At 69.2% G+C, this 26,751-nt stretch carries 19 protein-coding genes and 1 pseudogene; 7 read left to right on the top strand and 13 right to left on the bottom strand.

Annotated elements, in window-relative coordinates; all coding sequences use genetic code 11:
- Positions 1–36 precede the first annotated feature (36 nt).
- Positions 37–1,845 (bottom strand): hypothetical protein, encoded by a 1,809-nt coding sequence (locus BLV31_RS19030; RefSeq protein WP_006554309.1) that lies wholly within the window; start codon positions 1,843–1,845, stop codon positions 37–39.
- On the bottom strand, positions 1,842–2,897 hold the full coding sequence (locus BLV31_RS19025) for a magnesium and cobalt transport protein CorA (protein ID WP_037215783.1): 1,056 nt from the start codon (positions 2,895–2,897) through the stop codon (positions 1,842–1,844). The genes BLV31_RS19030 and BLV31_RS19025 overlap by 4 nt, the downstream gene beginning before the upstream one ends.
- 132 nt (positions 2,898–3,029) lie before the next feature.
- Here BLV31_RS19025 and BLV31_RS19020 point away from each other — a divergent pair, with 132 nt between their 5' ends.
- The 4 genes from BLV31_RS19020 (at position 3,030) to BLV31_RS19005 (ending at position 7,055) form a co-directional block, all read left to right on the top strand.
- Positions 3,030–3,884 (top strand): PHP domain-containing protein, encoded by an 855-nt coding sequence (locus BLV31_RS19020; protein ID WP_064060618.1) that lies wholly within the window; start codon positions 3,030–3,032, stop codon positions 3,882–3,884.
- The gene (locus BLV31_RS19015; RefSeq protein WP_006554312.1) at positions 3,881–4,303 is read left to right on the top strand and encodes a hypothetical protein; all 423 of its coding nucleotides are present in this window, start codon (positions 3,881–3,883) and stop codon (positions 4,301–4,303) included. The genes BLV31_RS19020 and BLV31_RS19015 overlap by 4 nt, the downstream gene beginning before the upstream one ends.
- Positions 4,304–4,772: 469 nt before the next feature.
- Entirely contained in the window at positions 4,773–5,966 is a 1,194-nt protein-coding gene (locus BLV31_RS19010; RefSeq protein WP_033097302.1) for an NAD(P)-dependent malic enzyme, read from the top strand.
- Between the two features lie 132 nt (positions 5,967–6,098).
- Entirely contained in the window at positions 6,099–7,055 is a 957-nt protein-coding gene (locus BLV31_RS19005) for a glycine betaine ABC transporter substrate-binding protein (RefSeq protein ID WP_019288076.1), read from the top strand.
- An 18-nt stretch (positions 7,056–7,073) separates the two neighbouring features.
- On the opposite strand, the gene BLV31_RS19000 is transcribed toward BLV31_RS19005, so the two are convergent.
- From BLV31_RS19000 to BLV31_RS18990, 3 genes are read right to left on the bottom strand one after another with little or no spacing between them, the layout of a single operon-like run.
- Positions 7,074–7,985 (bottom strand): alpha/beta hydrolase, encoded by a 912-nt coding sequence (locus BLV31_RS19000; RefSeq protein ID WP_064060617.1) that lies wholly within the window; start codon positions 7,983–7,985, stop codon positions 7,074–7,076.
- 8 nt (positions 7,986–7,993) lie between these two features.
- A complete protein-coding gene (locus BLV31_RS18995) occupies positions 7,994–8,821 on the bottom strand; it encodes an SDR family NAD(P)-dependent oxidoreductase (protein WP_064060616.1) in 828 nt (275 codons plus the stop codon).
- The gene (locus tag BLV31_RS18990; RefSeq protein WP_006554318.1) at positions 8,818–10,380 is read right to left on the bottom strand and encodes a flavin-containing monooxygenase; all 1,563 of its coding nucleotides are present in this window, start codon (positions 10,378–10,380) and stop codon (positions 8,818–8,820) included. The genes BLV31_RS18995 and BLV31_RS18990 overlap by 4 nt, the downstream gene beginning before the upstream one ends.
- 70 nt (positions 10,381–10,450) lie before the next feature.
- On the opposite strand from BLV31_RS18990, the gene BLV31_RS18985 reads away from it, so the two are divergent.
- The gene (locus BLV31_RS18985; protein WP_033097304.1) at positions 10,451–11,146 is read left to right on the top strand and encodes a TetR/AcrR family transcriptional regulator; all 696 of its coding nucleotides are present in this window, start codon (positions 10,451–10,453) and stop codon (positions 11,144–11,146) included.
- Here BLV31_RS18985 and BLV31_RS18980 read toward each other — a convergent pair.
- From BLV31_RS18980 to BLV31_RS18945, 7 genes and pseudogenes are all read right to left on the bottom strand, one after another.
- Positions 11,103–12,674 (bottom strand): annotated as a pseudogene (locus BLV31_RS18980) (thiamine pyrophosphate-binding protein). The gene BLV31_RS18985 and the pseudogene BLV31_RS18980 sit on opposite strands and share 44 nt — an antisense overlap.
- Positions 12,675–12,844: 170 nt before the next feature.
- Entirely contained in the window at positions 12,845–16,621 is a 3,777-nt protein-coding gene (locus BLV31_RS18975) for a multifunctional oxoglutarate decarboxylase/oxoglutarate dehydrogenase thiamine pyrophosphate-binding subunit/dihydrolipoyllysine-residue succinyltransferase subunit (protein WP_071934582.1), read from the bottom strand.
- 203 nt (positions 16,622–16,824) lie between these two features.
- The gene (locus tag BLV31_RS18970) at positions 16,825–20,667 is read right to left on the bottom strand and encodes an ABC transporter ATP-binding protein (protein ID WP_072740538.1); all 3,843 of its coding nucleotides are present in this window, start codon (positions 20,665–20,667) and stop codon (positions 16,825–16,827) included.
- Positions 20,668–20,748: 81 nt separating this feature from the next.
- Positions 20,749–21,528 (bottom strand): ABC transporter permease, encoded by a 780-nt coding sequence (locus BLV31_RS18965; RefSeq protein WP_024103462.1) that lies wholly within the window; start codon positions 21,526–21,528, stop codon positions 20,749–20,751.
- Entirely contained in the window at positions 21,525–22,658 is a 1,134-nt protein-coding gene (locus tag BLV31_RS18960) for an ABC transporter ATP-binding protein (RefSeq protein ID WP_064060613.1), read from the bottom strand. The genes BLV31_RS18965 and BLV31_RS18960 overlap by 4 nt, the downstream gene beginning before the upstream one ends.
- 116 nt (positions 22,659–22,774) lie before the next feature.
- The gene (locus tag BLV31_RS18950) at positions 22,775–23,569 is read right to left on the bottom strand and encodes an alpha/beta fold hydrolase (protein ID WP_064060612.1); all 795 of its coding nucleotides are present in this window, start codon (positions 23,567–23,569) and stop codon (positions 22,775–22,777) included.
- A gap of 2 nt (positions 23,570–23,571) precedes the next feature.
- Complete coding sequence (locus tag BLV31_RS18945; protein WP_064060611.1) at positions 23,572–24,306, bottom strand: hypothetical protein; 735 nt, start codon at positions 24,304–24,306, stop codon at positions 23,572–23,574.
- A gap of 57 nt (positions 24,307–24,363) precedes the next feature.
- Between BLV31_RS18945 and BLV31_RS18940 the strand changes: the two genes are divergently transcribed.
- Together BLV31_RS18940 and BLV31_RS18935 are read left to right on the top strand one after the other, a co-directional pair.
- Positions 24,364–25,224 (top strand): AraC family transcriptional regulator, encoded by an 861-nt coding sequence (locus tag BLV31_RS18940; protein WP_033097311.1) that lies wholly within the window; start codon positions 24,364–24,366, stop codon positions 25,222–25,224.
- Positions 25,221–25,685, top strand: a complete 465-nt coding sequence (locus BLV31_RS18935; RefSeq protein WP_006554329.1) for a VOC family protein — start codon at positions 25,221–25,223, stop codon at positions 25,683–25,685. Before BLV31_RS18940 ends, BLV31_RS18935 begins: the two co-directional genes overlap by 4 nt.
- A 33-nt stretch (positions 25,686–25,718) precedes the next feature.
- Here the strand turns inward: BLV31_RS18935 and BLV31_RS18930 are convergent, their stop codons facing one another.
- Entirely contained in the window at positions 25,719–26,738 is a 1,020-nt protein-coding gene (locus BLV31_RS18930) for a glutathione S-transferase family protein (RefSeq protein ID WP_006554330.1), read from the bottom strand.
- Positions 26,739–26,751 lie beyond the last annotated feature (13 nt).

Below are 26,751 nucleotides of genomic sequence, written 5' to 3'. Positions count from 1 at the left end.
GGACCGCGCGCTCGGACGCGCCACGCTGGCCCGCCGTCACCCCCGCGGCACGACCACTCCGAGCGATCCGGCACCGAGGCACACGGTCGTGCCGGGGGTGGACGAGCGCGCCTGCAACGCCGACCCGTCCCCGGAGACGCGGACGTACACCGTCCCGAGTCCTTCGGTGACGGGGACCGGAACGGATGCGCGGCCGGGGAAGCCGAGGTCGATCGTGCCGTCGGCGGAGGCCCGGTAGTTCACCTGCACGGTCCACTCCCAGTCACCCGCGGGGGAATCGAGCGGCACGGCCGTGACGGCGTCGGTGGTGACGCGATGGCCACAGTCGGGCTCGGGGCCGGGCGGGACGAGGCGCAGCGGCAGCAGGTCGGCAGGAGTGCGGTGACCGAGATCGTCGAGGACCCACAGGTCGGTCGCGTGGTCGCGGATGTCGGACCGGACGGGCAGCGCGGAGAAGACGGACCCCACCAGGTTGTGCGGGTAGGTGACGGGCAGCAGGATCCATACCGACACCGGGTGATCGAGCACGGGCTCGTCGGGCCGGGCCGTGAGCGCCGCCTTCGCCGCCCCGAGATAATCGCCCGTCGGATTGTCCGACCAGCTGCGCGCGAACGTCACGGTCGACCACAGGGAGCCGACGGTGAACACGGCCGCGCAGGTCCAGGCGGCCGCACGCACGGCACGAGGACGGGACGTCGTGCCTCGTCGCGGGGCGCGCAGGATCAGCGCCGCGGCGATCGCGACGACCACGGCGGAGTCGGCGAAGTAGCGCAGAGTGCGCGCGAGTTCGTAGGTGGTCTCCGGACCGAAGCGGGTGCTGATCATCGCCGCGAGCGAGGCCAGGATGTAGGCGATCACAGCGAACCACACGGGCCCGGTCCGCCGTCGCCGGCGCACCGTCCACGCTGCGGCGCCCGCGACAGCGAGCCACGCGACCACGACGAGCACGAGCGGGGGATCGGCCCAGGGCGGGCTCGGATTCCACCGCTCCCATTCCCAGGGACCCCCGAGCAGCGACGGCAACAGCCCGTAGGAGATGCCGTGATGGGTCAACCCGGCCACCATCGACCACGGCGGGATCCCGAACCGGGATTCGACGATCGTCGAGTAACAGACCGCCCACACGACCAGCACGGCCGCCGAGCCGAGCCACAACGGCCGGGCCTGCGCCCACGTGCTGCGGATCGGCCGAACGAGTCCGTCGACGTGGTGTGCGAGGGCGACCGTCGCGAACGCGGCGAACGGAACGAGGACCGACTTCTCGAAGAACACCAGCGCCACAGCGGTGACGACGAGGGCGCTCACGATATGACGGCGCCGGCCGGTCCTGCTGTACTGCAGCGCATCTCCCGCCACCCAGGCCAGTGCGGCCTGCAGCGGCAACGCGTTGAGCGCGGCCGACCACCACGCGAAGGCCGGAAGCGTCAGCGGCGTGAGGAGATAGAACAGCAACGGTCCCCACAGAGCGCGTCGCGGGCCGAGCAGCAACCAGAGCACCCGCAGCACCGCCAGCGAGGCGAGCAACTGACCGATCACGAGCGAGGCCGCCGCCGGCCACCATTCCAGCGGCGCGATCGCCGTGGCGATCCCCGCCACGAGGAAGGCGGCGGGCATCAGGTGACCGTCGTGGTCATACCGCAGGAAGGCGTCGGACAGCAGCGGATACGACCCCGCGCGCCCGACGAGGATCAGGTCGTCCCAGTAGAACTCGCCGGTCGCGGCCACCACGGTCCGGAGGATCGTCTGCAGCAGGATCAGCGCGAGGGCGACGGCGAGCACGTGGCGCCGAGGAGATCGCGCAGCCTGCGCAGCGCGTGTCGAGGGGCGGTCGAGTTCGGTGGTCACAACCAGTTGTTGCGCCTGAAGGTGACGAACAGTCCCACGGTGATCGCGACGATCGCGGAGAGCACGACGTAATAGCCGTATTGCCAATGCAGTTCGGGCATGCGATCGAAGTTCATGCCGTAGATCCCGGCGATCATCGTCGGCACGGCGGCGATCGCGACCCACGCGGAGATCTTGCGCATGTCGGTGTTCTGCTGCACGGTGACCTTCGCGATCGCCGCGTCGAGCAGCGTGCCGAGCGTCTCGTCGAAGGCCGCGATGCGGTCGGACACCGTGGTGTGGTGGTCGGCGACGTCGCGGAAGTAGCGCCGGACGTCCTTCGGGATCGGGTTGCCCGGCGCCCGGATGAGTTGCTGCAGTGGTTCGGCGAGCGGCACGACGGCGCGGCGCAACTGCACGATCTCGCGCTTGAGCATGTAGATCTGGTCGACCGCGATCCGCGTGTCGGGGGTGAACACGAGTTCCTCGATGTCGTCGACGTCGGGTTGCACGGCCGTGGTGACGGCGAGATAGGAGTCGACCACGTGGTCGGCGATCGCGTGGAGCACGGCCGCCGGACCGCGGGACAGATGATCGGGGTCGCGTTCGAGGCGCTTGCGCACGTGCGAGAGCTCGGAGTGGTCGCCGTGCCGCACGCTCACGATGAAGTCGGGGCCGGTGAACAACATGATCTCGCCGGTCTCGACGATGTCCTTGGTGGTCGTCACCGACTCGTGCTCGATGTAACTGACGGTGCGCAGCACCAAGAACAGCACGTCGTCGTAGCGCTCGAGCTTCGGGCGCTGGTGGGCGTGGACGGCGTCCTCGACCATCAGCTCGTGGAGTCCGAAGGTGTGCGAGACGTTCGTCATCTGCTTCTCGTCGGGGTGGTGCAACCCGAGCCACACGAATCCCGTACCGCGCCGACGTACCTCTGCCACCGCCTCGGTGTGGCTGTAGCGGCCGGGCAGGCGGTGCCCGTCGACGTAGACCGCGCAGTCGACCACCGCTTGCTCGGTGGGGACCGGGGGAGTGGGGCCGCGACGGGTGGCACGAGAAGGCTGGTGCGGCATGTTGTCCTTCCTCACGGCATGCCGCTGGGACGCGGCCCGGTCGCAGGCCCGCGGCGCGGCGGTCGCCCGTCGACGGGGACCGGGCGGGGCAGCTCCAATCATGCTAGCCCGCCGACCTGACAGACTGGTGGCGTGCGTATCGATCTCCACACCCACTCGTCCGCATCGGACGGCACCGACCGTCCCGCGGAACTGGTCCGTGCCGCTGCCCGGGCGGGTCTCGACGTCGTGGCCCTGACCGACCACGACACGACCGCGGGATGGGACGAGGCCGCAGCGGCCCTGCCGACGGGCCTGCGTCTCGTCCGGGGAATGGAGATGTCCTGCACGGGACGCGGGGAGGACGGCGCCCCGGTCGCCGTGCACCTGCTGGCCTATCTGTTCGACCCGCACGATCCGGTCTTCGTCGCCGAACTCGAGCGGCTCCGTGGCGAACGGGTGTCGCGGATCCGGGCGATGGGTGTGCGGATGGCGGACGACGGTCTGCCGATCGACATCGACGCAGTGATCGCCGAGGCGGGCCCCGCCGCGGGCCGGCCCCATCTGGCGCGGGCGCTCGTCGCCGCCGGTGTGGTGCCCACGGTGGCCGACGCATTCACCGAGCTGCTGTCGCCGCGCGGCCGTTACTACGTACCGAAGGCTGATACCCCGCTCGCCGACGCCGTGAAGATGGTGACGGCCGCGGGCGGTGTGCCGGTGGTGGCGCACGCCCGGGCACGTGCGCGTGGGCGGCTCCTCGCCCTCGACCACATCGAGGAACTCGCCGAACTCGGGCTCGGCGGTGTCGAGGCCGATCATCCCGATCACGACGAGCAGGATGTGCGGACGATGCGCGATCTCGCGCGGTCGCTCGGGGTCGTCGTCACGGGATCGTCCGACTATCACGGCGACAACAAGACCATCAGGCTCGGCAGCTTCACCACGGCTCCGGCGGCGTACGAGGCGTTGCTCGACTGCGCGACCGGTGTGGAGGTGCTCGAGGGATGAGGCGACGGGGTGCGCGGTATCCGGACGAGGAGTACGGGTCGCCGAACGACGAAAACTACTACGACAGTGAGTACTACAACGAACCGTATTACCCGGACGAGGGGTACTACGCCGATCCGTACGAACCCGCATCGCGCCGCGCGAGTCTGCCCGTCCGCGCCCTCCGCGCTCTCTCCGGTGTGGTGTGCGGGGCGGTGCTGGTCCTGACGTTCGTGGTGTGCGGGGCCCAGTACCTCGCCGGCGACCGCGGTTTCCCCGGCCCGGGCGCCACCTCGGTCGCCGCGCACGTCGTCGCCGCGCTCGTGGCCGTGATCGCCCAGGTGACGGCGGATCGACGCTCGGGTGGCACAGCACTCCTGTCGAGCCTTGTGGTGATCTTCACTGCATCGATTCTGATGATCACTCAGTGGTGGGGATGACGGCCCCGAGTGCCGTCTCGGCTACCCGTCGGTAGCCATCGTGTAACTGCGGAAATTCATCGCGGTGCGCCCGCGGCGCGGTGTTCACGGCACGTAAACTCACAGGTGAGGCGACAAAACCGTGAGACCTTCGCAATCGATGCCGATTTGATTGTTCGTCTGCGAAGGTGGCAAACTTGCGGCAATCCGAAAGCCGGAATACCCCGGAATCGGACGAAGGATGGCAGACCCACCCAGGGCTAGATCACCCAGGGCTCGATGCCAGGGCCACCCGCCCCGGCTCCATCACGTTCCGGAAGCCGTACAGCGTTGTACAGCGGCAGTCGTGATCGCGCCCGGAAGCTTCAATCCAATGTCCTTGGCGAAGCGCTGCAACTCGATGCATGCACGTGTGTGAGATGCATCGAACTGCGGTGTTTTCGCAGCAACCGAGTCCAGAGGTCGACTCGGAACACGCAGGAGTGTCATCGTGTCAATTGTGTCTGATGCACCTACCCCTCAGAAGCTCGAGTTGACGGACGAGGAGATCTTCTCGAGTCACGTCGACGGCAAGCTGTCGGTCGAACTGACCGCGCCGCTCGAGAACCAGCGCGATCTGTCCATTGCATACACCCCCGGTGTCGCCCAGGTCTGCCGGGCCATCGCCGCCGACGAGACCCTCGTCGACCGTTACACCTGGACCAACCGCCTGGTCGTCGTCGTCTCCGACGGCACCGCGGTCCTCGGTCTCGGCAACATCGGCGCACGTGCCTCGCTGCCGGTGATGGAGGGCAAGTCCGCGCTGTTCAAGAAGTTCGCGGGCCTGAACTCCATCCCGCTGGTGCTCGACACCACCGATCCCGACGCGATCGTCGAGACCCTCATCCGGCTGCGTCCGTCCTTCGGCGCCGTCAACCTCGAGGACATCTCGGCTCCGCGCTGCTTCGAGATCGAGAAGCGCGTCATCGAGGCGCTCGACTGCCCGGTCATGCACGACGACCAGCACGGCACCGCCATCGTCGCCCTGGCCGCCCTCAAGGGTGCGGTGAAGGTGCAGGGCCGCGACATCGCCGACCTGCGCATCGTGATCTCCGGCGCCGGAGCTGCCGGCGTGGCGTGCACGAACATCCTGCTCGCCGCCGGTGCGCGCGATGTGGTGGTGCTCGATTCGAAGGGCATCATCTCCTCCGACCGCACCGATCTCGGTGAGATCAAGGCCGATCTGGCCTCCCGCACCAACCCGGAGGGCCGCAAGGGCGGCATCGCCGAGGCGCTCGACGGCGCCGACGTCTACCTCGGCGTGTCGTCGGGCACCGTGCCCGAGGAGATCGTCGCGACGATGGCCGACGACGCCATCATCTTCGCGATGTCGAACCCGGATCCGGAGATCCACCCCGACATCGCCCACAAGCACGCCGCGATCGTGGCGACCGGTCGCAGCGACTTCCCGAACCAGATCAACAACGTGCTGGCCTTCCCCGGTGTGTTCAAGGGCGCTCTCGACGCAGGTGCCCGCCGCATCACCGAGGGCATGAAGCTCGCCGCCGCCGAGGCCATCCTCTCGGTCGTCGGTGACGAACTGGCCGCGGACAAGATCGTCCCGAGCCCGCTCGATCCGCGCGTGGCGCCCGCCGTCGCCGAGGCCGTCGCGGCCGCGGCGAAGGCCGAAGGCGTCACCGACTAGGGATTCGCTCCCGGCGAGATCGCACCGAACGCCCCGATCCGAACCGCACAAGGGTTCCGGACCGGGGCGTTCGGCGTCTCGGCGGGCCGGACGGTCGGGCACGTGCGGACCGTGGCGCACCGGTGGGCGACAATGACCGCCGTGGCGAACGAAGCGAGACGGATCCGGCCGGTCGCGGCGACGGTGCTCACCGCATGCGCGGCGGCGGCCGTGCTCCAGGGGTGTGCGTCGCCCGTTCTCGACGAGGCGGCACCGTCGACGACAGTGATCGTCGGGGCGGGGGAGCGGCCCGACGAGGAACTGCTCGCGCAGCTGTACGCGGGAGCGCTGCGCAGTAGCGGGATCGACGTGCAGGTCCGCTCCGGTGTCGCCGATCCGACCCCAGCGCTCGACGCCGCCGATCTCACGCTGATCCCCGGCTACACGGGACGGCTGCTCGCGTCCTACGATCCCGGTGCCGACGCGACCGACGCCGAGGACGTCTTCGAAGCGCTGGCGCGCGCACTGCCCGACGAACTGACCATCTCCGATTACGCCTCGGCGCAGGACCGCGCGGTGCTGCTCGCCGACCGCGAACGGCTCACGCAATGGTCGGTGAGCCGCGTGGCCGACCTCGCCGGCCGCTGCGCCGACCTGACCTTCGCGGTGACCGAGGACTTCGACACCGCCGGTGGACTCACCGCCCTCGAACGCGCCGACTGCCGCCCGCGCGAGGTGCGACGGATCGAGGATGCACAGTCCGTCGCCGTCGCGTCGGAACCCGACACGGTCGTCGGAACCACCACGACGTCGTCCGCCCTCGCGGAGATCGACGCGGATTCGCCCGTGAGCACCGTGCCCGACGCACCCGACCGCAGCCCGCAGGACGACACGAACGCCGACGATGCGCCCGCCCCGGTCCTGCCGGCCCAGAACGTCGTCCCGGTCTTCCGCAAGGGCACCCTCGACGAGGCACAACTCGACGCGTTGCGGACCATCGCGGGTGAACTGACCACGAGCGATCTCACCGAACTGCGTGCGCGTGTCGAGGAGGGAGACGATCCCGAGACCGTGGCCCGCGAATGGATCGACGAACACGCCGGAGCGTGAACGGCACCCCGCGAGTACTCAGCCCGCGCGGGTGCCCATCCGGTCGCGGAGGAACACACCGAAGTCGGAGATCGCCGCGGCGGCCTCGGGAACGAGCGACGCCTGCAACGGCGCGACGTGCCACAGCTCGGGTTGTTCGACGAGGGTGACCTCGACGCCCGCCGCCCGGAGCTTCTCGGCGTACTGCCGCACCTGTGGGTGGAACATCTCCGCGGTGCCCACCTGGATGAGCGTCGGCGGCAGACCCGTGGGATCGGCGTGGATGGGCGCGTAACCGGGATCGGTGGGATCGCCTCCGGCGAGATACGCCTCGGCCGAGGAATACACCCAGCCCTTGTTCAGAACGACGTCGTTCACGTCGGGCAGGTCGCGGGCGGCCGGATCGGTCCACGGCGACAACAATCCGAGCGCCGGCGGGGTGATCCCGTGACGGTCGACGAGCCGGTGTGTGGTGGCCGCGGCGAGGCCACCGCCGGCCGAGTCGCCGGCGATCGCGATGCTCGACACCTCGAAGCCGTGCTCGCTGACGAGTTCGAGATAGGCCGCCTCGGCGTCGTTCAACGCCGCCGGATAGGGATGCTCGGGCGCGAGCCGGTAGTCGAGGACGTACACGGCCGCTCCGGACGCGGCGGCGAGATGCGCCGCGAGCGAGCGGTGCGTGGCGAGCGACCCGCCGGTGTACGCCCCGCCGTGCAGGTACAGGATCGCCGTGGTCCGCTCGGTGGCGCCCACCGTGATCCGCTCGGCGGGGCGTCCTCCCAGACCGATCGGGCGCACCACGGTGTCCTTCGGGAGGAACTGCAACGGCGCCGCGAGGTCGAGCAACCGGCGCTGCGTGGCGAACGACCAGCGCGGCGACAGCAGGGCACGGAAGAGAGGACGCAGGGCGGTACGCGCCACCCGCGGTGACAGCTGCGGTGTCGGAGGCATGCCGCAGCCTATCCCCTCGGCACGACCCGGGAGGTCACGGTGGCGACGACACGCTGATAGGCCGGTCCGGCAACGCGGACGAAGGCGTCGAGCAGCTTCGCATCGGCGCCGATCAGTACACGCGCCTTGTTCTTCCGCACACCGGAGAGGATGGTCTTCGCCGCGTCCTCGGGGGTCGTGCGTGCGAGCTTGCGGTCGAAGAACTCCGCGAAGGTCGCCTGGTCGTCGCCGTCGGGGACGGCGGCGTTGCGCGCGATCGCGGTTTTGATACCACCGGGATGCACGCACGTGACCTGTACGGGATGCCGCGCGACGAGCATCTCCTGCCGCACCGCCTCGGTGAAGCCGCGCACGGCGAACTTCGCCGAGTTGTACGCCGCCTGACCCGGGATGCTCAGCAGACCGAACAGGCTCGAGACATTGATCAGGTGGCCGTCGCCCGACGCGATGAGATACGGCAGGAAAGCCTTGGTGCCGTTGACGACTCCCCAGAAGTCGACGTCCATCACGCGCTCGATGTCCTTGAACTCGGTGCGCTCGAGGTCGCCGTGATAGGCGATGCCCGCGTTGTTGTACACCTGGTGGACCGCGCCGAAGTGGGCGGCGACCTGCTCGGCGTACTCGAGGACCTTCTCGCGCTGGGTGACGTCGAGATGGTCGGCCTTCACCTCGGCGCCGAGTTCCCGTGCGCGACGCGCGGTCTCCTCGAGCCCTGTGGTGTCGACATCCGAGATCGCCAGGCGGGCGCCTCGGGCCGCGAGGGCGAGGACGAGGGCCCGGCCGATCCCGGAACCCGCGCCCGTGACGACGACGACCCGGCCTGCGACATCACTCATCGAACTGCTGCCTCTCGGGACGTGCGCTCCTGCGCGGGACGGTCGGTGGCGACGGGGAGATCCGATTCGGCGACGCTACGGTACGCCTCGAGGTCGAATCTGCGGGTGATACGGCGGAATTCGAAGGTGAATCCCGGCCACAGCGTGGTGTTGTTGCCGTGCTTGTCGAGATACCAGCTCGCGCACCCGCCGTTGTTCCACACGCTCGACCGCATCGCGCGCTGCAGGTCGCGGTTGTACTCGTCCTGCACGTCCTCGCGGACCTCGACCGTGCCGATGCGGTTGCGATCGATCGTGCGAATGGCGTCGACGACGTATTCGAGCTGCGACTCGATCATGTACACCATCGAGGTGTGGCCGAGTCCGGTGTTCGGTCCGACGAGGAAGAACAGGTTCGGGAAGCCGGCGACCGAGCTGCCCTTGTACCCCCGCATGCCGGTCTCGTCGAAGACCTCGGCGAGCGAACGGCCTTCCTCGCCGAAGATGCCGGCGAAGGTCGGCGAGTCGGTGACGTGGAAGCCCGTCGCGACGACGATCGCGTCGACCTCGCGTTCGGTGCCGTCCTTCGTGACGATGCCGCGCGGGGTGACGCGGGCGATGCCGTCGGTGACGAGGTCGACGTTCGGCCGGTCGAGCGCGGGGTAATAGTTGTTCGAGATCAGCATGCGCTTGCAGCCGATACCGTAGTTCGGCGTGACCTTCCGGCGCAGTTCCTTGTCGCGGATCTGCCGCCGGACCTGGATGCGCGCGGCGAGCTCGAGCGGCTTCATGAAGGCCTGCGCCTTGGCCAGACCCACGACCTGCGTCTCGCGGGCGGTGTACTGCAGGGCGCGTGAAAGGCGCTGGAAGCCGGGGATGAACCGGAAGGCGAACCGCTCGGGAGCGGTGTACTCGCGGTCGAAGCGGGGGAGGATCCACGGTGCCGTGCGCTGGTAGACGTCGAGATGGCCCACGGTGCCGGCGATGGCCGGCACGATCTGGATGGCGGAGGCGCCGGTGCCGATGACCGCGACGCGCTTGCCGGCGAGGTCGGCGTCGTGGTTCCACCGTGCCGAGTGGAAGATCTCGCCCTCGAAACCGGAGATGCCCTCGATGTCGGGCAGCGACGGCTCGCACAGGGCGCCCACCGCGGAGATCACGACCTTGGCGCTGTACTTCCCGCGCGTGGTGGCCACGTCCCAGCGGTGCGTCGCGGTGTTCCAGCGGGCCGTCTGCACGTCGCACTCGAAGACAGTGCGTCGCCGCACGTCGTACCGGTCGGCGACCGAGCGGATGTACTCCTGGATCTCCGGCTGCGGCGAGAACGAGCGCGTCCAGCCGGGGTTGAGGGCGAACGAGTAGGAGTACAGGTTCGACGGCACGTCGCACGCCGCGCCGGGGTAGGTGTTGTCGCGCCAGGTGCCGCCCACCTCGGAGGCGCGTTCGAGCACGAGGAAGTCCTTGCCCGCCTGCGACAGTCGGATGGCCGCACCGAGCCCGGCGAACCCGCTGCCGATGATCAGCGTGTCGACCTGACGGATCTCCGCGTCGGCGACGGTATCTGTAACCGGAAGACTCATGTACTTGAGGTTAGAGCGTTCCAGTGACCTGGTCAACACTTGTTGACCATAATTCAATAACGGTGTTTGCATGGTGGACGTGACAGACGACAGTCCCGGACCCCGCCGGACCCGCCTCGGTCCCGCCCAACGCCGGGCCCAGCTGATCGAACAGGGTCTCGAACTGCTCGCCGACCGGCCCCTCGAGCAGATCTCCGTCGACGAGGTCGCCGACCGGGCCGGGGTCTCGAAGGGGCTGCTGTTCCACTACTTCGCCTCGAAGCACGACTACCACGTCGAACTCGTGCGATGCGTCGGCCAGGATCTCGTCGAGTACACCGCACCGGACGAAGGTCTCGAACCGATCGAGATGCTGCGCGGCACGCTCGTCGCGTACGTCGACTACGTCACCCGGCGCCGCGACATGTACGTCTCGATCCTGCGCGGCGCCACCAGCGGCGACCCCGACATGCGGGCGGCCTTCGAGGACACCCGCACAGCGCTCGTCGACCGGACCGTCGCGCACCTGCCCGCCATCGGGATCGAGCCGACGCCCGCCGTGCGGCTCGCCGTGCGCGGCTGGGTGGCCTTCGTCGAGGACACGACCATCGCGTGGCTACGCGATCCCGAACTCACCCGCGACGAGTTCGTCGAACTGGCCATCGCGGCGCTGTCCGGCGTTGCGCTGGCGGCACATTCGCTCCACTCATCGGCTGGTGACGCTGCTCCGGCCGGTGGGTTTCTCAGCGATCGTTTCCGGGAAGGTACTCCTGCAGCTTCGTCTTGACGCCCTGTTTCACGAAGCCCCAACGGTTCTCGTCACCGGCGAGCACGGCCTTGGCGACATCGGTGAACTGCTCCCACGTCGCGTGCGGCGGGATCGGCGGCATGTCCGGATCGGTGTACACGTCGAGCACCGTCGGACGGTCCGCGGCCAGCGCGCGATCCCAGGCCGAGCCCATCTCGTCCGAGGACTTCACGGTTTCGCCGCCCAGCCCGAGACTGCGCGCGAAGGCAGCGTAGTCGACGTCCGGAAGCGACTGGGACTCCGCGAATTTCGGTGCCCCACCCATCGCACGCATCTCCCAGGTGACCTGGTTGAGATCGTTGTTGTGGATGATCGCGACGACGAGCCGCGGATCGGTCCACTGCTGCCAGTACCGCTGGATGGTGATCAGCTCGGCCATGCCGTTCATCTGCATCGCCCCGTCGCCGGCGAACGCGACCACCGGACGACCCGGATGCGCGAACTTCGCGCCGATCCCGTACGGCACCGCCGGACCCATCGTCGCGAGGGTGCCCGACAGCGAACCGCGCATGTCACCGCGGAACTGCAATTGGCGCGCATACCAATTGGCGGCCGAACCCGAGTCGGCGGTGACGATCGCATCGTCCGGCAGTCGTGGTGAGGCCTCGGCGAACATCCGCAGCGGATTGACGAACTCCGTCTCGACCTCCGCCTGCTGTCCCATGGTCTGCCACCAGCGCTGCACGTTCTGCTCGATGCCCTCACGCCATGACCGGTCTTCCTTGCGCTGCAGCAGCGGGACGAGCGCGTCGAGCGCGGCGGCGGCATCCGCGACGAGGTTGACCTCGTTCGGATAGCGCATCCCGATCATGTTCGGGTCGATGTCGATCTGCACGCAGCGGGCCTGGCCGTATTCGGGCAGGAACTGGCTGTAGGGGAGGGACGAACCGACGATGAGCAGCGTGTCGCAGCCGGTCATCATCTCGTGGGTGGGCCGCGTGCCCAGCAACCCGATCGATCCGGTGACCACGGCAACTCGTCCGACAGCACGTCCTTGCCCAGCAGGGCTTTCGCCACCCCGGCGCCGAGCAGATCCGCGACCTGCTCGAGTTGCGTCCGCGCACCGCGGGCGCCGCTGCCGACGAGCATCGCCACCTTGTCCCCGGCGTTGAGGATCTCCGCGGCCCGCCGGATCGCGTCGTCGTCCGGTGTGATCCGGGGACGGTCGAAGCCGACCGCCCATCGCTGAACGGTCGGTCTGGCCCACGATCGCCACCACCGGAACGTGGTCGAGTTTCGCGTCGTACAGGCCGTTGAGCAGATGGATCGCGCCCGGGCCGGAGGTCGCCATGCACACCCCGGGCCGGCCCGTGAACTTCGCATAGCCCACGGCTTCGAAGGCGCTCATCTCCTCGTGCCGGGACTGCACGAAGACCGGATCGTTGCCGGTGCGCGTCCAGGCGGCGAGGATCCCGTTGATGCCGTCGCCGGGATATCCGAAGACGTGGTCCACCCCCCACGCGCGCAGGCGGTGCAACAGGTAGTCGGCCACGGTCGGATTTGCCATCGGTAGCTCCTCGCAGGACACGATCGGGGGTCCTCCGGAGGGTGCCCGTCGTGCCCGGTCCGAAACACACCGGAAAAAGGCGTGAGCCGGGTCGATCGCCCCTCGCGGGGACGAACCGACCCGGCTCACATGAGAACCGTCAAGGACCCGAAGGATCCGAAACGGAGCTTCTAGCGACCGAAGGCCTTCTCGATGATCTCCTGCTGCTCGACAGCGTGGACCTTGCTCGAACCGGACGACGGTGCCGACATCGCGCGACGCGACACGCGCTTGATACCGCTGAGCTTGTCGGGCAGCAGTTCCGGCAGCGCGAGGCCGAGGAACGGCCAGGCACCCTGGTTCGCCGGCTCCTCCTGGACCCAGAAGAACTCGGTGGCGTTCGGGTACTGCTCGAGCGTCTCGGCGATGCGGCGACGCGGCACCGGGTACAGCTGCTCGATGCGCACGATCGCGACGTCGTCACGACCTTCCTTCTGCTTCTTCGCCAGCAGTTCCCAGTAGATCTTGCCGGAGGTGAGCAGCACACGAGTGGCCTTCGACCGGTCGGCCGTGCCCTCCTCGTAAGGAACCTCTTCGAGCAGCGAGCGGAACTTGCCCTGCGTGAAGTCCTCGATGTTGCTGACCGCGGCCTTGTTGCGCAGCATCGACTTGGGCGTGAACACCACCAGCGGGCGGCGGATGCCGTCGAGGTGATGGCGGCGCAGCAGGTGGAAGTAGCTCGCCGGGGTCGACGGAACCGCGACCGTCATCGAACCCTCGGCGCACAGCTGCAGCCAGCGCTCGATGCGGCCCGAGGTGTGGTCGGGACCCTGGCCCTCGTGGCCGTGCGGCAGCAGCAGCACGACGTCGGAGAGCTGACCCCACTTGGCCTCACCGGACGAGATGAACTCGTCGATGATGGGCTGCGCGCCGTTGACGAAGTCGCCGAACTGCGCCTCCCACAGCACGAGCGCGTCGGGGTTGCCCACCGAGTAGCCGTACTCGAAGCCCAGACCCGCGAACTCGGTCAGCGCCGAGTCGTAGACCATGAAGCGGCCGCCGTTGCCGGCCTGGTTGGCCAGCGAGGCGAGCGGGTTGTACTCGTCGCCCGTCTTGCGGTCGATGATGACCGAGTGGCGCTGCGTGAACGTGCCGCGACGCGAGTCCTGACCGGCCAGGCGCACCAGGGCACCTTCCTCGGCCAGCGAACCGAACGCGAGCAGCTCGGCGAACGCCCAGTCGATCTTGCCGTTGCGTGACATCTCACGACGCTTCTCGAGCACCGGCTTGACGCGCGGGTGGACGGTGAAGCCCTCGGGCGCCTCGGCGAAGGCGTCGCCGATCCGCTCGAGCACCGGCCGGTCGACGGAGGTGTCGAGACGCTTCGGCGGGGTCTGGTCGAGCTCGACCGACTCCGACGGCTCCGGCGGGTACTTCTCGAGTTCGCGGACCTCGTTGAAGACCCGTTCGAGCTGTCCCTGGTAGTCGCGCAGGGCGTCTTCCGCTTCCTTGAGCGAGATGTCGCCGCGGCCGATCAGGGCCTCGGTGTAGCTCTTGCGGACGCTGCGCTTGGTGTCGATCACGTCGTACATCGCCGGCTGGGTCATCGACGGGTCGTCGCCCTCGTTGTGACCGCGGCGGCGGTAGCAGATCATGTCGATGACGACGTCCTTGTGGAACTTCTCGCGGAAGTCCACGGCGAGCTTCGCGACCCACACGCAGGCCTCGGGGTCGTCGCCGTTGACGTGGAAGATCGGCGCGCCGATCATCTTCGCCACGTCGGTGCAGTACTCGGACGAACGCGAGTGCTCCGGCGCGGTGGTGAAGCCGACCTGGTTGTTGACGACGATGTGCACGGTGCCGCCGGTGCGGTAGCCGCGCAGCAGCGCGAGGTTGAGGGTCTCCGCGACGACGCCCTGACCGGCGAACGCAGCGTCGCCGTGCAGGAGCAAGGGCAGGACGGTGAAGCCGTCCTCGCCCTTGTCGAGGATGTCCTGCTTGGCGCGGACGAGGCCCTCGAGCACCGGGTTGACCGCCTCGAGGTGCGAGGGGTTCGCGGTGAGCGAGACCTTGATGTCGTTGTCGCCGAACATCTGGATGTAGGTGCCCTCGGCGCCGAGGTGGTACTTCACGTCGCCGGAACCGTGCGCAGCGGCCGGGTTCAGGTTGCCCTCGAACTCCGAGAAGATCTGCGAGTACGGCTTGCCGACGATGTTCGCGAGCACGTTCAGGCGACCGCGGTGCGGCATCGCGATGGCGACCTCGTCGAGCGTGTGCTCGGCGGCCTGGTCGATGATCGCGTCCATCATCGGGATGACGGACTCGGCGCCCTCGAGCGAGAAGCGCTTCTGACCGACGTACTTGGTCTGCAGGAACGTCTCGAACGCCTCGGCGGCGTTGAGGCGGCTCAGGATGTACTTCTGCTGGGCGACCGTCGGCTTGACGTGGTGCGCCTCGACCCGCTCCTGCAGCCACTGCTGCTGCTCGGGCTCGAGGATGTGGGTGTACTCGACACCGACGTGGCGGCAGTACGCGTCGCGCAGCACCGACAGCACGTCGCGCAGCTTCATCTTCGGGCGGCCGTGGAAGCCACCGACATTGAACTCGCGATCGAGATCCCACAGCGTCAGGTCGTGGGTCGTGACATCGAGATCGGGATGCGACCGGAACTTGTCGCGCACGAACTGCAGCGGATCGGTGTCGGCCATGAGGTGGCCGCGGCTGCGGTAGGCGGCGATGAGCTCGAGCACACGGGTGTGCTTGTCGACGAGACCTTCCGGCACGTCCTTGCGCCAGCGGACCGGCTCGTAGGGGATGTGCAGGGTGTGGAAGATGCCGTCGTAGAAGTCGTCGCTGATGAGCAGCTCGTGGATCTTCTTCAGGAACTCACCCGACTCCGCGCCCTGGATCACGCGGTGGTCGTAGGTGGAGGTGAGCGTCAGCAGCTTGCCGATGCCGATCTCGGCGAGCCGCGCGTCGGACGCACCCTGGAACTCGGCCGGGTACTCCATGGCGCCGGCGCCGATGATCGCGCCCTGGCCCTGCATCAGACGCGGGACCGAGTGCACGGTGCCGATACCGCCCGGGTTGGTCAGCGAGATCGTGACGCCGGAGAAGTCGTCGCCGGTGAGCTTGCCGTCGCGGGCGCGGCGCACGATGTCCTCGTAGGCCGAGTAGAACTGCGCGAAGTTCATCGTCTCGCAGTTCTTGATGGCCGCCACGACCAGCGAACGCTGGCCGTTCTTGCCGGGCAGGTCGATCGCGAGACCGAGGTTCGTGTGCGCGGGCACGACGAGGTTCGGCTTGCCGTCGACCTCGGCGAAGTGGTTGTTCATGTTCGGGAACGCCTTGACCGCCTGGACGATCGCGTAACCGAGGATGTGGGTGAACGAGACCTTGCCGCCCCGGGTGCGGGCGAGGTGGTTGTTGATGACGATGCGGTTGTCGAACATCAACTTCGCGGGCACCGCGCGAACACTGGTGGCCGTCGGGATCGACAGCGAGGAGTTCATGTTCTTCGCAACGGCAGCAGCGGCGCCGCGCAGAACCTTCTTCTCCTCGGTGGCCTGGCCCGACGGGGCCGCGGCGGGCTTGGGAGCCGGCTTCGCGGGCGCGGCCTGGGCCTTCGGCTGCGTCGCAGGCTTGGTCTCCGCCTTCGGTGCAGGCTTGGCCGGCGCGGCCTCGGCCTGCGGTGCGGGCTTCGCCGACGCGGTCTCGGTTTTCGGTGCAGGCTTGGTGGGGGCCGAAGCGGAGGAACTCGGCGCAGATGCTGTGCTCGGCGCGGGCTTCTCGGTCGTGGCGGTGTCGGAGCCGTTGGTGCCTCCGGCCACCGCGGCTTCCGGCGAATAGTCGGTGAGGAATTCGTGCCAACTCGCGTCCACGGACGAAGGGTCGTCCTGGAAGCGCTGGTACATCTCGTCAACCAACCACTGGTTCTGTCCGAACTGTGATGTAGAGCTGCTGCTCACGGCAGTTGTTCGCCTCGTTTCTTTCTTCGGTACCCGATCGGAGCGCCTGTGAATATGAGGCTAGCCCGTGGCATGTGACGATCCGAACTGACCGCGCATGTCGGTGGGCTACCTCACAATCTGGTGCGATGGGGTCTCCATCGATGACGGTTCTCGAGAGCCGATTATTCCCTCTAAGGTGCATCGGCGCAGCGCGCACCCCGTTACAAACGTGAGGACGATCTCATGTTCGATCCTTCCGTCGTCGAAGTGAGCAGGACCTCGGGCTCCTCCGGAACGAGACCACCGGTAGCGAGTTGCCACAAAGTGGTGTACAGACCTCCCGCTCGGCGGAGCTCGTCGTGGGGCCCGCACTCGACGATACGGCCGTCGTCGACGACCACCACGAGATCGGCGCGTGCGGCAGTCGCGAGACGGTGCGCCACCACCACGGCCGTCCGCGAGCGGGCCACCCGCGCACCCGCCTCGAGCACCGCCTTCTCGGTGGCGGGATCGAGGGTCGCGGTGGCCTCGTCGAGCAACAGAAGATCGGGGTCCACCAGTTCGGCGCGCGCGAGTGCGATGAGCTGACGCTGCCCTGCCGACAGACCCTGACCGCGCTCACCCACCGGATGGTTCATGCCGCCGGCGAGTCCCGCGATCATGTCCAGCGCCCCCACGGCGCGCGCGGACGATTCGATCTCCTCGCGCGTCGCCTCGGGCCGGCCGTAGGCGATGTTGGTCGCCACCGTGCCCGTGAACAGGTGCGCCTCCTGCGGCACCACCCCGAGCCGGCCCCGATAGTCGCGCAGACGGTAACGGCGCAGATCGGTGTCGTCCACCCGCACCGAACCGGAGGTCGGGTCGTAGAACCGGGCGAGCAGTTTGACGACCGTCGACTTCCCGGCACCGGTGCGGCCCACCAGGGCGACCGTCGACCCGGCCGGGATCGACAGGTCCACATCGCTCAACGCGTCACGGTCGGCCTCGCTGTACCGGAAGCCCACCTGCCGCAGGTCGACGTCGCCGCGGAGGTGCCCGGTGATGGCGACCGTGCCCTCCTCGGCAGACTCGAGCGAGCTCTCGGTCCGCAGCAGGTCGCCGATCCGGCGCAGACCGACCCGCGCCTGCTGGTAACCGTCGAAGACCTGCGACAACTGCTGGATGGGTGCGAACAACAGGTTCAGATACAGCACGAACGCGATCAGCACACCGGGGCCGACCGCGCCCGACGCCACCTCGCGGGCGCCGACGAAGACGACCGCCGCGAGCGCCAGATCGGACAGGAAAGTGATGAACGGGAAGTACAGCGAGATGGCCCGCTGCGACCGCAGGCGACTGCGCCGATAGGCCTCCGCGCGCTCGGCGAACCGCCGCGCCGCGGTCTCCTCCCTGCGGTAGGCCTGGGCGGCGCGCAGACCCGTGACGTTCTCCTGGAAATCCGCGTTCACCAGGGAGATGCGTTCGCGGGACTGCGCGTACGCCGTCCCGGAGACCTTCCGGAACCACAGGGTCGCGCCGACCAGCACGGGCAGCACCGCCAGCACTACCAGGGCCAGCGACAGATCGGTGGCGATCAGCGCGATCGAGATACCGGTGAGCGTCAGCACCGCCACGACCGCGGTGGACAGGCCGGTCTGGATGAACTGCGACAGCGCGTCCACATCGGTCGTCATCCGCGTCATGATCCGGCCCGACAGTTCGCGTTCGTAGTAGTCGAGCCCGAGCCGTTGCAGGTGCGCGTACGAGCGCACGCGCAGCCCGAACAACACCCGTTCGCCCGCCCGCGCGGTGAGCACCGTGAGGATCGCGACCACGAACCAGCCGAGCAGCGCGAGCACCACACCCGCGGCGGTCGCCTGCCACAGCCGGGACGGATCGCCCGGGGTCACCCCGCGGTCGACGGCGTACCGCACCAGCGACGGGAACGCGATGCTCGTCAGCGACTCCACCGCCAGGCACAGCACGACGACCGCCAGCAGTGCGCGCACCGGGCGCAGCGTCGTCCACAATCGGAACTGCGGGTCGGGCAGGCGCAGGGCCTCGGACCGCAGGGCCGGATCGCGTCCGGGGGTCTCGGTGGCCGGGGGAAGCGCGTCGACGGCCGCGCGCAGTTCCGGGGTCGGGGCCACCGCGCCGAGCGCCCCGGACACCGGCCCGCCGCGGCCACCACTGCCCGCCGGTCCGCCGCGACCTCCACCGACCGCCGGAGGATTCCGGACGGTACCGGACGGCTCATCGTCGTCCGGTTCCTCGGGCCACAACTCACCGGCGGGAACCGGGCGTTCCGGTGCCGGTGCGGCGTCGTCGTCGGTCGAGAGCAGACGCCGGAAGACGGGACTGCGCTCCTCGAGTTCGTCGACCGTCCCGATGTCGACGATGCGTCCCTCGTCGAGCACGGCGACCCGGTCGGCGAGTGCGAGCGTCGACCGCCGATGGGCGAGCACGAGGGTCGTGCGGCGCCGACCCGCCCGCAACGCGCCGTAGATCGCAGCCTCGGTCTCGGCGTCGACCGCAGAGGTCGCGTCGTCGAGGATCAGCACCCGCGGATCGACGAGCAGTGCCCGCGCCAGCGCGACCCGCTGCCGCTGCCCACCGGACAGTGTCAGGCCGCGTTCACCGACGACCGTGTCGTAACCCTCGGGGAGGGCCTCGACGAAGTCGTCGGCGCGTGCCGCCGCGGCCGCGGTGCGGATCTCGTCGTCCGACGCGTCGGGCCGGCCGAGCGCGATGTTGGACGCGACCGTGTCGGAGAACAGGAACGGCTCGTCGAAGACGAGGCCGACCGCCCCGCGCAGATCGTCGGCGCGGAGCGTGGCGACGTCGATGTCGCGGCCGTCCGCGGTCAGGCACACCGACCCGCGGTGTGGCGCGTAGAAGCGGGGGAGCAGCAGCGACAGCACGGTCTTGCCCGACCCGGCCGGGCCGACGATCGCGACGGTCTCGCCGGGCGCGATCTCCAGGTCGAGGCCGCGCAGTACGTCCCGGTCGTCGTCGAAGCCGAACGTCACGTCCTCCAGGTGCACCCCGAGCGGACCGTCGGGCAGTTCGACGGGATGCGGGGGATCGGCGACGTCGGGTTCGGTGTCGATCACCTCGTACACCCGCTCGACGGCGGCGCGGGACAGCTGCGCCATGATCACGACCTGCGAGAGGGTGCGGGTCGTCCCCGTCATCGTCGCCACATAGGCGGTGAACGCCACGAAGGTGCCCACGGTGATTCCGCCCTCGAGGGCGAGCCAGCCGCCGAGAGCGATGGTGGCGACGAGCCCGAACTGCGGGATCGCACCCATCGGCGCCGAGAACCACGCGTTGATCCGGGCGGCACGCAGACGCTCCGCGTACAGCCTGCGACCGTGCTCCTCGAGTTGGTCGACCGCGTGCGATTCCTGCCCGAATCCCTTCACGACCCGCACGCCCGTGACCGTCTCCTCGACGTGCTGGGCGAGATCGGCCGCGCGCTGCTGCGCCGACCAGGTCGCGGCGAACAGCCTCGGGCGCACGACCCGCACGAGACCCGCGATGATCGGGACGATGACCACCGCGACCAGCGTGAGCAGCGGCGAGAGGGTCGTCATGATCACCAGCGCGAGCACGAATTGCAGCAGCGCACCCGCCGACATCGGCACCATCGCGAGCAGCCCTTGCACGAGCTGCAGGTCGGTGATGGACCGCGAGACCACCTGACCCGTGCGGATGCGGTCCTGACCGTGGCCGTCGAGACGTTGGAGTGAGCCGAGCAGGCGCAACCGCAGGTCGTGCTGCACGTCGAGCGACAGGCGTCCGGCGAGCATGCGGCGCCCGTACTGGCAGCCGAACCGGATCACCGCACCTGCCGCGATCGCAGCCGCGGCCAGCCCGATCAGGTGCAGGTCGTCGGCGGGCACGTCGCCCTGCCCGGTCGCGCTGTCGACCGCGACCTTCGTCAGCAGTGGGAAGGTGATGTCGATCAGGGCGGCGACGACGGTGACGGCCAGCGCCCCGACGGCTGTTCTGCGGTGTTTCAGGCATTCGGCGACGAGCCGGGAAATCCATCCCGGCGAGCGCGGAATCGGGTCGTGTGCCATCGAACCGACATTAGCGTCGAGCGCCGACAGGGCACGTCGAAGCCGCTCGGGAAGGGCCGGTGACGCAGGTGATCGAACGTGTCAGACGACGTCGGCGGTGCGGGCGCGCCACCAGCCGAGGCCGCCCAGCACCACGGTCCAGAGGAGCAGGAGCAGCGGGGCCGCCGGCCACGTCATCTCGAGTGTCACGTCCTCGGGCATCGACACCGCGGAGAACAGCACGTACCAGGTCACCTGCGCCGGCAGGTACGACGCGATCGCGCCGAGACCGAGACCGTGCAGGACGACCGAGACCATCAGCTCCCCGAACGGCACCCACGCGCAGATCGCGAGCACACTGCCCGTCGTCGACCGTGTGAGCAGACCCAGCCCCGCTCCGATGAGCGACCACATCAGCGCGCAGAACAGACCGATGCCCATCACCTTGGCGACCGATCCGAGGTCGGCACCGTCGAAGCCCCCACCGAACAACACGAGCGTCGCGGCCGCCGCGACTTCCGTGACGATGCAGTACAGCAGCCCGATCACGGCGACGGTCGCGAACTTCACGCCGACGACCCGGTCGCGTCCCCGCGCGGTGAGGAAGGTCGTCACGATCGTTCGGTGCGCGAACTCGCTGCCCGTCGCCACCGCGCCGAAGATCGCGGCGAACAGGAACACCAGCGACAACGAGAGGGAGATGCCGACCGCGGCGGCGACGGCCTCGGCGAAACCGTCACCGAAGCCGAGTTCGAGTTGCCGCGCGACCGGCAGCGTCAGCGCCCCGCAGAACAGTCCCACCAGCAGCGGTGCGATGCCGAGGATCCACCAGTAGCGCAGGCTCAGGACCTTGCGGAACTCGGCGGTGAGAAGCGCGGTCATGCGGTGGGACCTCCTTGCCCGGTCGGCGGTCGGTTCGGCTGTCCCCACTGCGACTGCGGGTACTGCTGTGCGGTCGGGTACTGCTGATACTGCTGGCCGTTCGGATACGGCTGGGCCTGCGGGTGCTGCTGGGCACTCGGGTACTGCGGGCCCTGCGGATACTGCCCGCCCGGCGGATGGTGGGCTCCGTGCCCCGGATACTGCACGACCGGCGCGGCCGCGTAGCGACCGGCCGTCATCGCCAGGTAGACCTGCTCGAGATCGACGTGCTCGACACTCGTCCCGAACAGCGTCACCTCCGCGGTCGCGGCGATCTCGGCGATGCGGTCGGAAGTCACACCCACGACCGCGAGCCGTCCGTCCTGCTGCACCTGCGCGTCGGTGTGCCCGGCCGCGGCGAGTGCGGTCGCGAGGCGGGCCGGGTCGGAGGCCGCGGCGAACACCCGCGAGCGGTAGGCGTCGCGCAGATCGGTCATCGAGGTCTCCGCGACCAGGTGACCGTTCGCGATGATCACGAGGCGGTCGGCCATCTGCTCGATCTCCCGCAGGATGTGGCTCGAGACCAGCACGGTCCCGCCGTTGGCGGCGAATGCGCGGAGGAAGTCGCGCAGCCAGGCCATGCCCTCGGGGTCGAGTCCGTTCGCCGGTTCGTCGAGCACGAGATAACGCGGTTGTCCGAGCAGGGCCGTCGCCAGGGCGAGTCGCTGCCGCATGCCGAGGGAGAACTCCCCGATGCGACGCCGCGCGACCGACCCCAGGCCGACGAGGTCGAGCATCTGCCTCGCCCGTTCGTCGGGCACGCCGATCGCGGCACAGTAGATCTGCAGGTGTGTCAGCGCCCGGTGTTTGGGGTGGGCGCTGCGCGCGTCGAGCACCGCTCCGACGACCTTTGCAGGCTGCTGCAGGGAGGTGAACGGCACGCCGTCGACGAAGGCGTTCCCGGCGCTCGGCCGGACGAGGCCGAGCATCATGCCGAGGGTGGTGGTCTTGCCCGATCCGTTGGGTCCGAGGAAGCCGGTGATCGAGCCCGGCGGCACCGTGAACCACAGATTCGATACGGCCGTGTGGTCACCGAACGTCCTGTTCAGGCCGTGGACGGCGATCCCCGCGCCCGGTGCCCCCGAGGGCACCCGGGGATCGGGTGTGCCGTACGGCGGTTGCGTTGACGGTGCTGTCACGGATTCGGACCCCCGCGTCGTCGAGATATGGGTGCGGCTTGGTGCCGCGGTCGCCGTGAGCTTACGGGTCAGTCGAGGAAGGGCAGGACGGCGTCGAGGAATTCGCGGGGCGCGTCGAGCTGAGGACAGTGCCCGGCATCGGGGATGATCACCACCCGTCTCCGGCCGCCGGCCTGCACCCGTCGCGCGGCGTGAGCGGGCGTCAACCGGTCTTGTGCACCCCACACCAGCAGGGCCGGCATGTCGAGGGCGTGCACCATCTCCGGGATCGGCAGTCGGCCGAGCTCACCGATCGCGTGCCGGCCCACGGTCAGCAGCGTGTCGACCTGCTCGCGGGTCGCGTAGTTCGCCGCGAACGCCGTGCGCGCCGCCCGGTCGAAGGTGCCGCGCCGGTGCACGGCGGCCCGCGCGTACAGGGCACCCATGGCCTGCTGCATCACCGGAGCGGGCAGCAGGCGCGACAGTTCGACCGGCATGCGTGCACCCTGCGTCCACCACCGGGGGATCCCGGCGAGACCCGGCATGTCGGCGAGCACCACGCGGTCGACCCGGAACGGGTGGACCGACGCGAACACCAGTGCGGTGACCGCACCGAGCGAATTCCCGACCAGCGACACCGGTTCGGGAACGTCGTCGACGAGGTCGGCCAGGACGTCGACATAGTGGTCGAGCACGGGGGTCTCCCAGTGCTGCGCGCTACGTCCGAAACCGGGCAGGTCGACCGCGAGCACCCGGTGCCGTTCGGCGATCGCCGGCGCGACCTTGCACCACGTACCGCCGTGATCGGAGAAGCCGTGCAGCAGAACGACGGTGCGTGGTCCCGCACCGGACTCCCGTACGAACACCTTCCCGTCGGCCGGCACGGTCAGTCCTTCGGGACCGGAACACCGGTGTCGAGCGCCGGTGCCTCTCCGCTCGCCGGGAGGACGGGACGTGCGACGGGCCACGCGGCCGGCGGTGGACCGAAGGCGTCGCGGGCGTTCTGGATCGTGCGCTTGCCCAGCGCACGGTTGCCGACGCCACCGATCGCGGCGCCGATACCAGCGGGGACGAGCTTGCCGATCAGCAGCGGACTGCGCTTGGCGAAGTACCGGCGGATGAATTTCTTGACCAGGGAATTGTTCAGCGTCTTCAGCTGGGTGCCGCCCGCGCCGGTGGTCAGCGCCTTGGGCCAGTTGCGCAGCGACGCGCCGGTCGCGGTCGCGACGACCTCCCGGCCGGCGTCACCGAGGGAGACGGCGAGCACCAGCGCGCGGCGCTGCTCGTGGTTGTGGGGTTCGATCCCGTGCACCGATGCGATGGCCAGGGTGAGCAGCGCGGACGCCTCGAAGAAGAAGGCCGTCTCGGCGCCGACCGCGCCGATGGCCGCGAGTGTCCCGATGCCGGGGAAGGCTGCGGTCGCGCCCGCCGCGGACCCGCTGCCGGTGACGGTCAGCAGGAACTGCTTCTCGAGTCGCTCGATGATCTGCGCCGGGGACTCGTCGGGGTGCGAGCGCCGCATGAGATCGACGTACTTGGCCACCGCAGGGCCCTGCAGCCTCGCGCCGTTGTCCAGCATCTTGACGATAAAGGCCTCTGCGACGCCTGCCTTGTTGCTCATCGTGCCCCTGTTCTCCGGTGCTCTTGTCTTCCGGACTGCTCTCACTACGCTGGTGCCATGACCGGGTCCGCAGTCGGTGAGTCTGACGGCGCCAGGCGGCGTCCGACACCCCTGCTGACACCCTACGTACGGTCGTACGAGGGGTATCGGCTCGACGGTTTCCCGTCGGGGACCCATCTGGGTATGCCCTCTCCGGAGGTCACCGTAATCCTCACGATCTCCGAACCTGTCGAACTCTCGCGGGGCGACGGACGGTGCCCGGAACGTTTCGACGCGCTCGCCGGAGGGTTGTCGACGCAACCGGTGCCCATCGTCCACCACGGCCGGCAGCACGGGATCCAACTCGCGCTCACCCCCGCGGGTGCGCGCGCCCTGCTGGGTGTGCCCGCCGCCGCGCTCGGGCCGTGGGCCGTCGATCTCGAGGACGTCATCGGCGCCGACGGCCGGGAGTTGTTCGACCGGATCTCCGCGGTCGAATCGTGGGACGAGCGGTTCGCCGTCCTCGACCGGATTCTCACCCGCCGCCTGGTCGCCGCACGGTCGACGAGTCCGGACGGGCACCTCGTCCACGCCTGGCACCTGCTCGTGACGCACCCGGCTCGCCCGGTCCGCGCTGTTGCGGACGAACTCGGATGGAGCAGGCGACACCTCGCGAACCGGTGCGCCGCCGAGTTCGGACTGTCCCCGAAGGACGTGGCCCGGGTGGCGCGCTTCGACCGGTCGCGACGGATGCTGCGGGCCGACCCCGGCCGCCGCCTCGCCGATGTCGCCGCCGAGTGCGGCTTCTACGACCAGGCGCATCTCGCCCGCGACTGGCGCGATCTGGCGGGCGTCCCGCCGTCGCGGTGGCTCGAGGACGAGGTGTTCCCATTCGTCCAAGACGACCGGGGGGTTCCGGGCCGACACTCGGAGACATGACGAACACAACGAATTCCACGCAGCAGTCGACCACCCTCACACCCACCGTCGACACGGTGTGGCCGTGCTTCGCCTACACCGACGCCCGGGGCGCGATCCGTTTCCTCGTGGACACCCTCGGGTTCGCCGAAGCGGAGGTCTACGGGGAAGGGGATCGCGTCGACCACGCAGCCCTGCTCTGGCCGCACGGCGGAGGGGTCATGCTCGGCTCGACCGGTCGCGGGTCGCCGCTCGACCAGCACGCCGACAGGGGCGCCGCCTATCTCGTGCTTCCCGACGACGTCACCGTCGATGCCCTGTACGAGAGGGTGCTCGCCTCGGCGCAGGCGGAGGACCCGGCGGTCCGCGCGACCGTGACCGTCGAACTCCGCGACGAGGACTACGGATCGCACGGGTTCACCTGCCGGGACCCGCACGGTGTGTACTGGACGATCGGCACCTACCGGCCCCGCCGGCCGTAGGAACCGTCGCAGGGGGGTCAGCGTCGCAGGGGATCAGCGGGCGACCGTGCCGTGCCCTTCGGGGACCACCTCGCTCGGACGCGGCGGGGGCGGCGGTGTGCCGTCCCCGAACGGCCGCCCGCCGAGCGCCTCACGGCCGTGCGGATCGAGCCAGTTCGACAGGTCCGGTCCCTTCGGCACGATGCCCGTGGGATTGACGTCGGTGTGCACGAGGTAGTAGTGCTGCTTGATCTGAACGAAGTCGATGGTGTCGCCGAAGCCGGGTGTCTGGAACAGATCGCGCGCGTAGGCCCACAGCGCCGGGAAGTCCGCGAGCCGGTTCCGGTTGCACTTGAAGTGCCCGTGGTAGACGGGATCGAACCGGACGAGCGTGGTGAACAGGCGCACGTCGGCCTCGGTGATGGTCTCGCCCACGAGATAGCGCTGCGCCCCGAGGCGTTCCTCGAGCCAGTCGAGGCGGGCGAAGAGACGGTCGAAGGCCTTGTCGTAGGACTCCTGCGAACCGGCGAAACCGCACCGGTACACGCCGTTGTTGACGTCCTGGTAGACGAGCTCGGCCACCTCGTCGATCTCGCCTCGTAGCTCCTCGGGATACAGATCCGGGGCGCCCTCGCGGTGGAACTGCGTCCACTCGGTGGAGAAGTCGAGGGTGATCTGCGGATAGTCGTTCGTCACGACCTGCCCGGTGGGCACGTCGACGACGGCCGGGACGGTGATGCCGCGGTCGTATCCGGGGAATCGCGCGAAGTACGCGTCCTGCAGTCGCGGGATGCCGAGGACGGGGTCGACCCCGCCCGGGTCGAGATCGAACGTCCAGCTGCGCTCGTCGTGCGTCGGGCCGCACAGTCCCAGCGACAGAGCGTCCTCGAGACCGAGCAGCCGCCGCACGATGAGGGTGCGGTTGGCCCACGGGCACGCCCGGGCGGCGACGAGCCGGTACCGCCCCGACTCGACGGGATAGCCGTCGCGCCCGTCCGCGGTGATGCGGGTTCGGATGTAGTTGGTGTCGCGGGCGAACTCCGCACCCGGCTCGACGTACTTGTTCTCGGTCACCTACGCATCCTTC

The sequence above is a fragment of the Rhodococcus pyridinivorans genome (genome assembly GCF_900105195.1).
Lineage (GTDB): Bacteria > Actinomycetota > Actinomycetes > Mycobacteriales > Mycobacteriaceae > Rhodococcus > Rhodococcus pyridinivorans.
The sequence above is the reverse complement of the archived record's forward strand: the minus strand, read 5'-3'. Positions and strand labels throughout refer to the sequence as shown.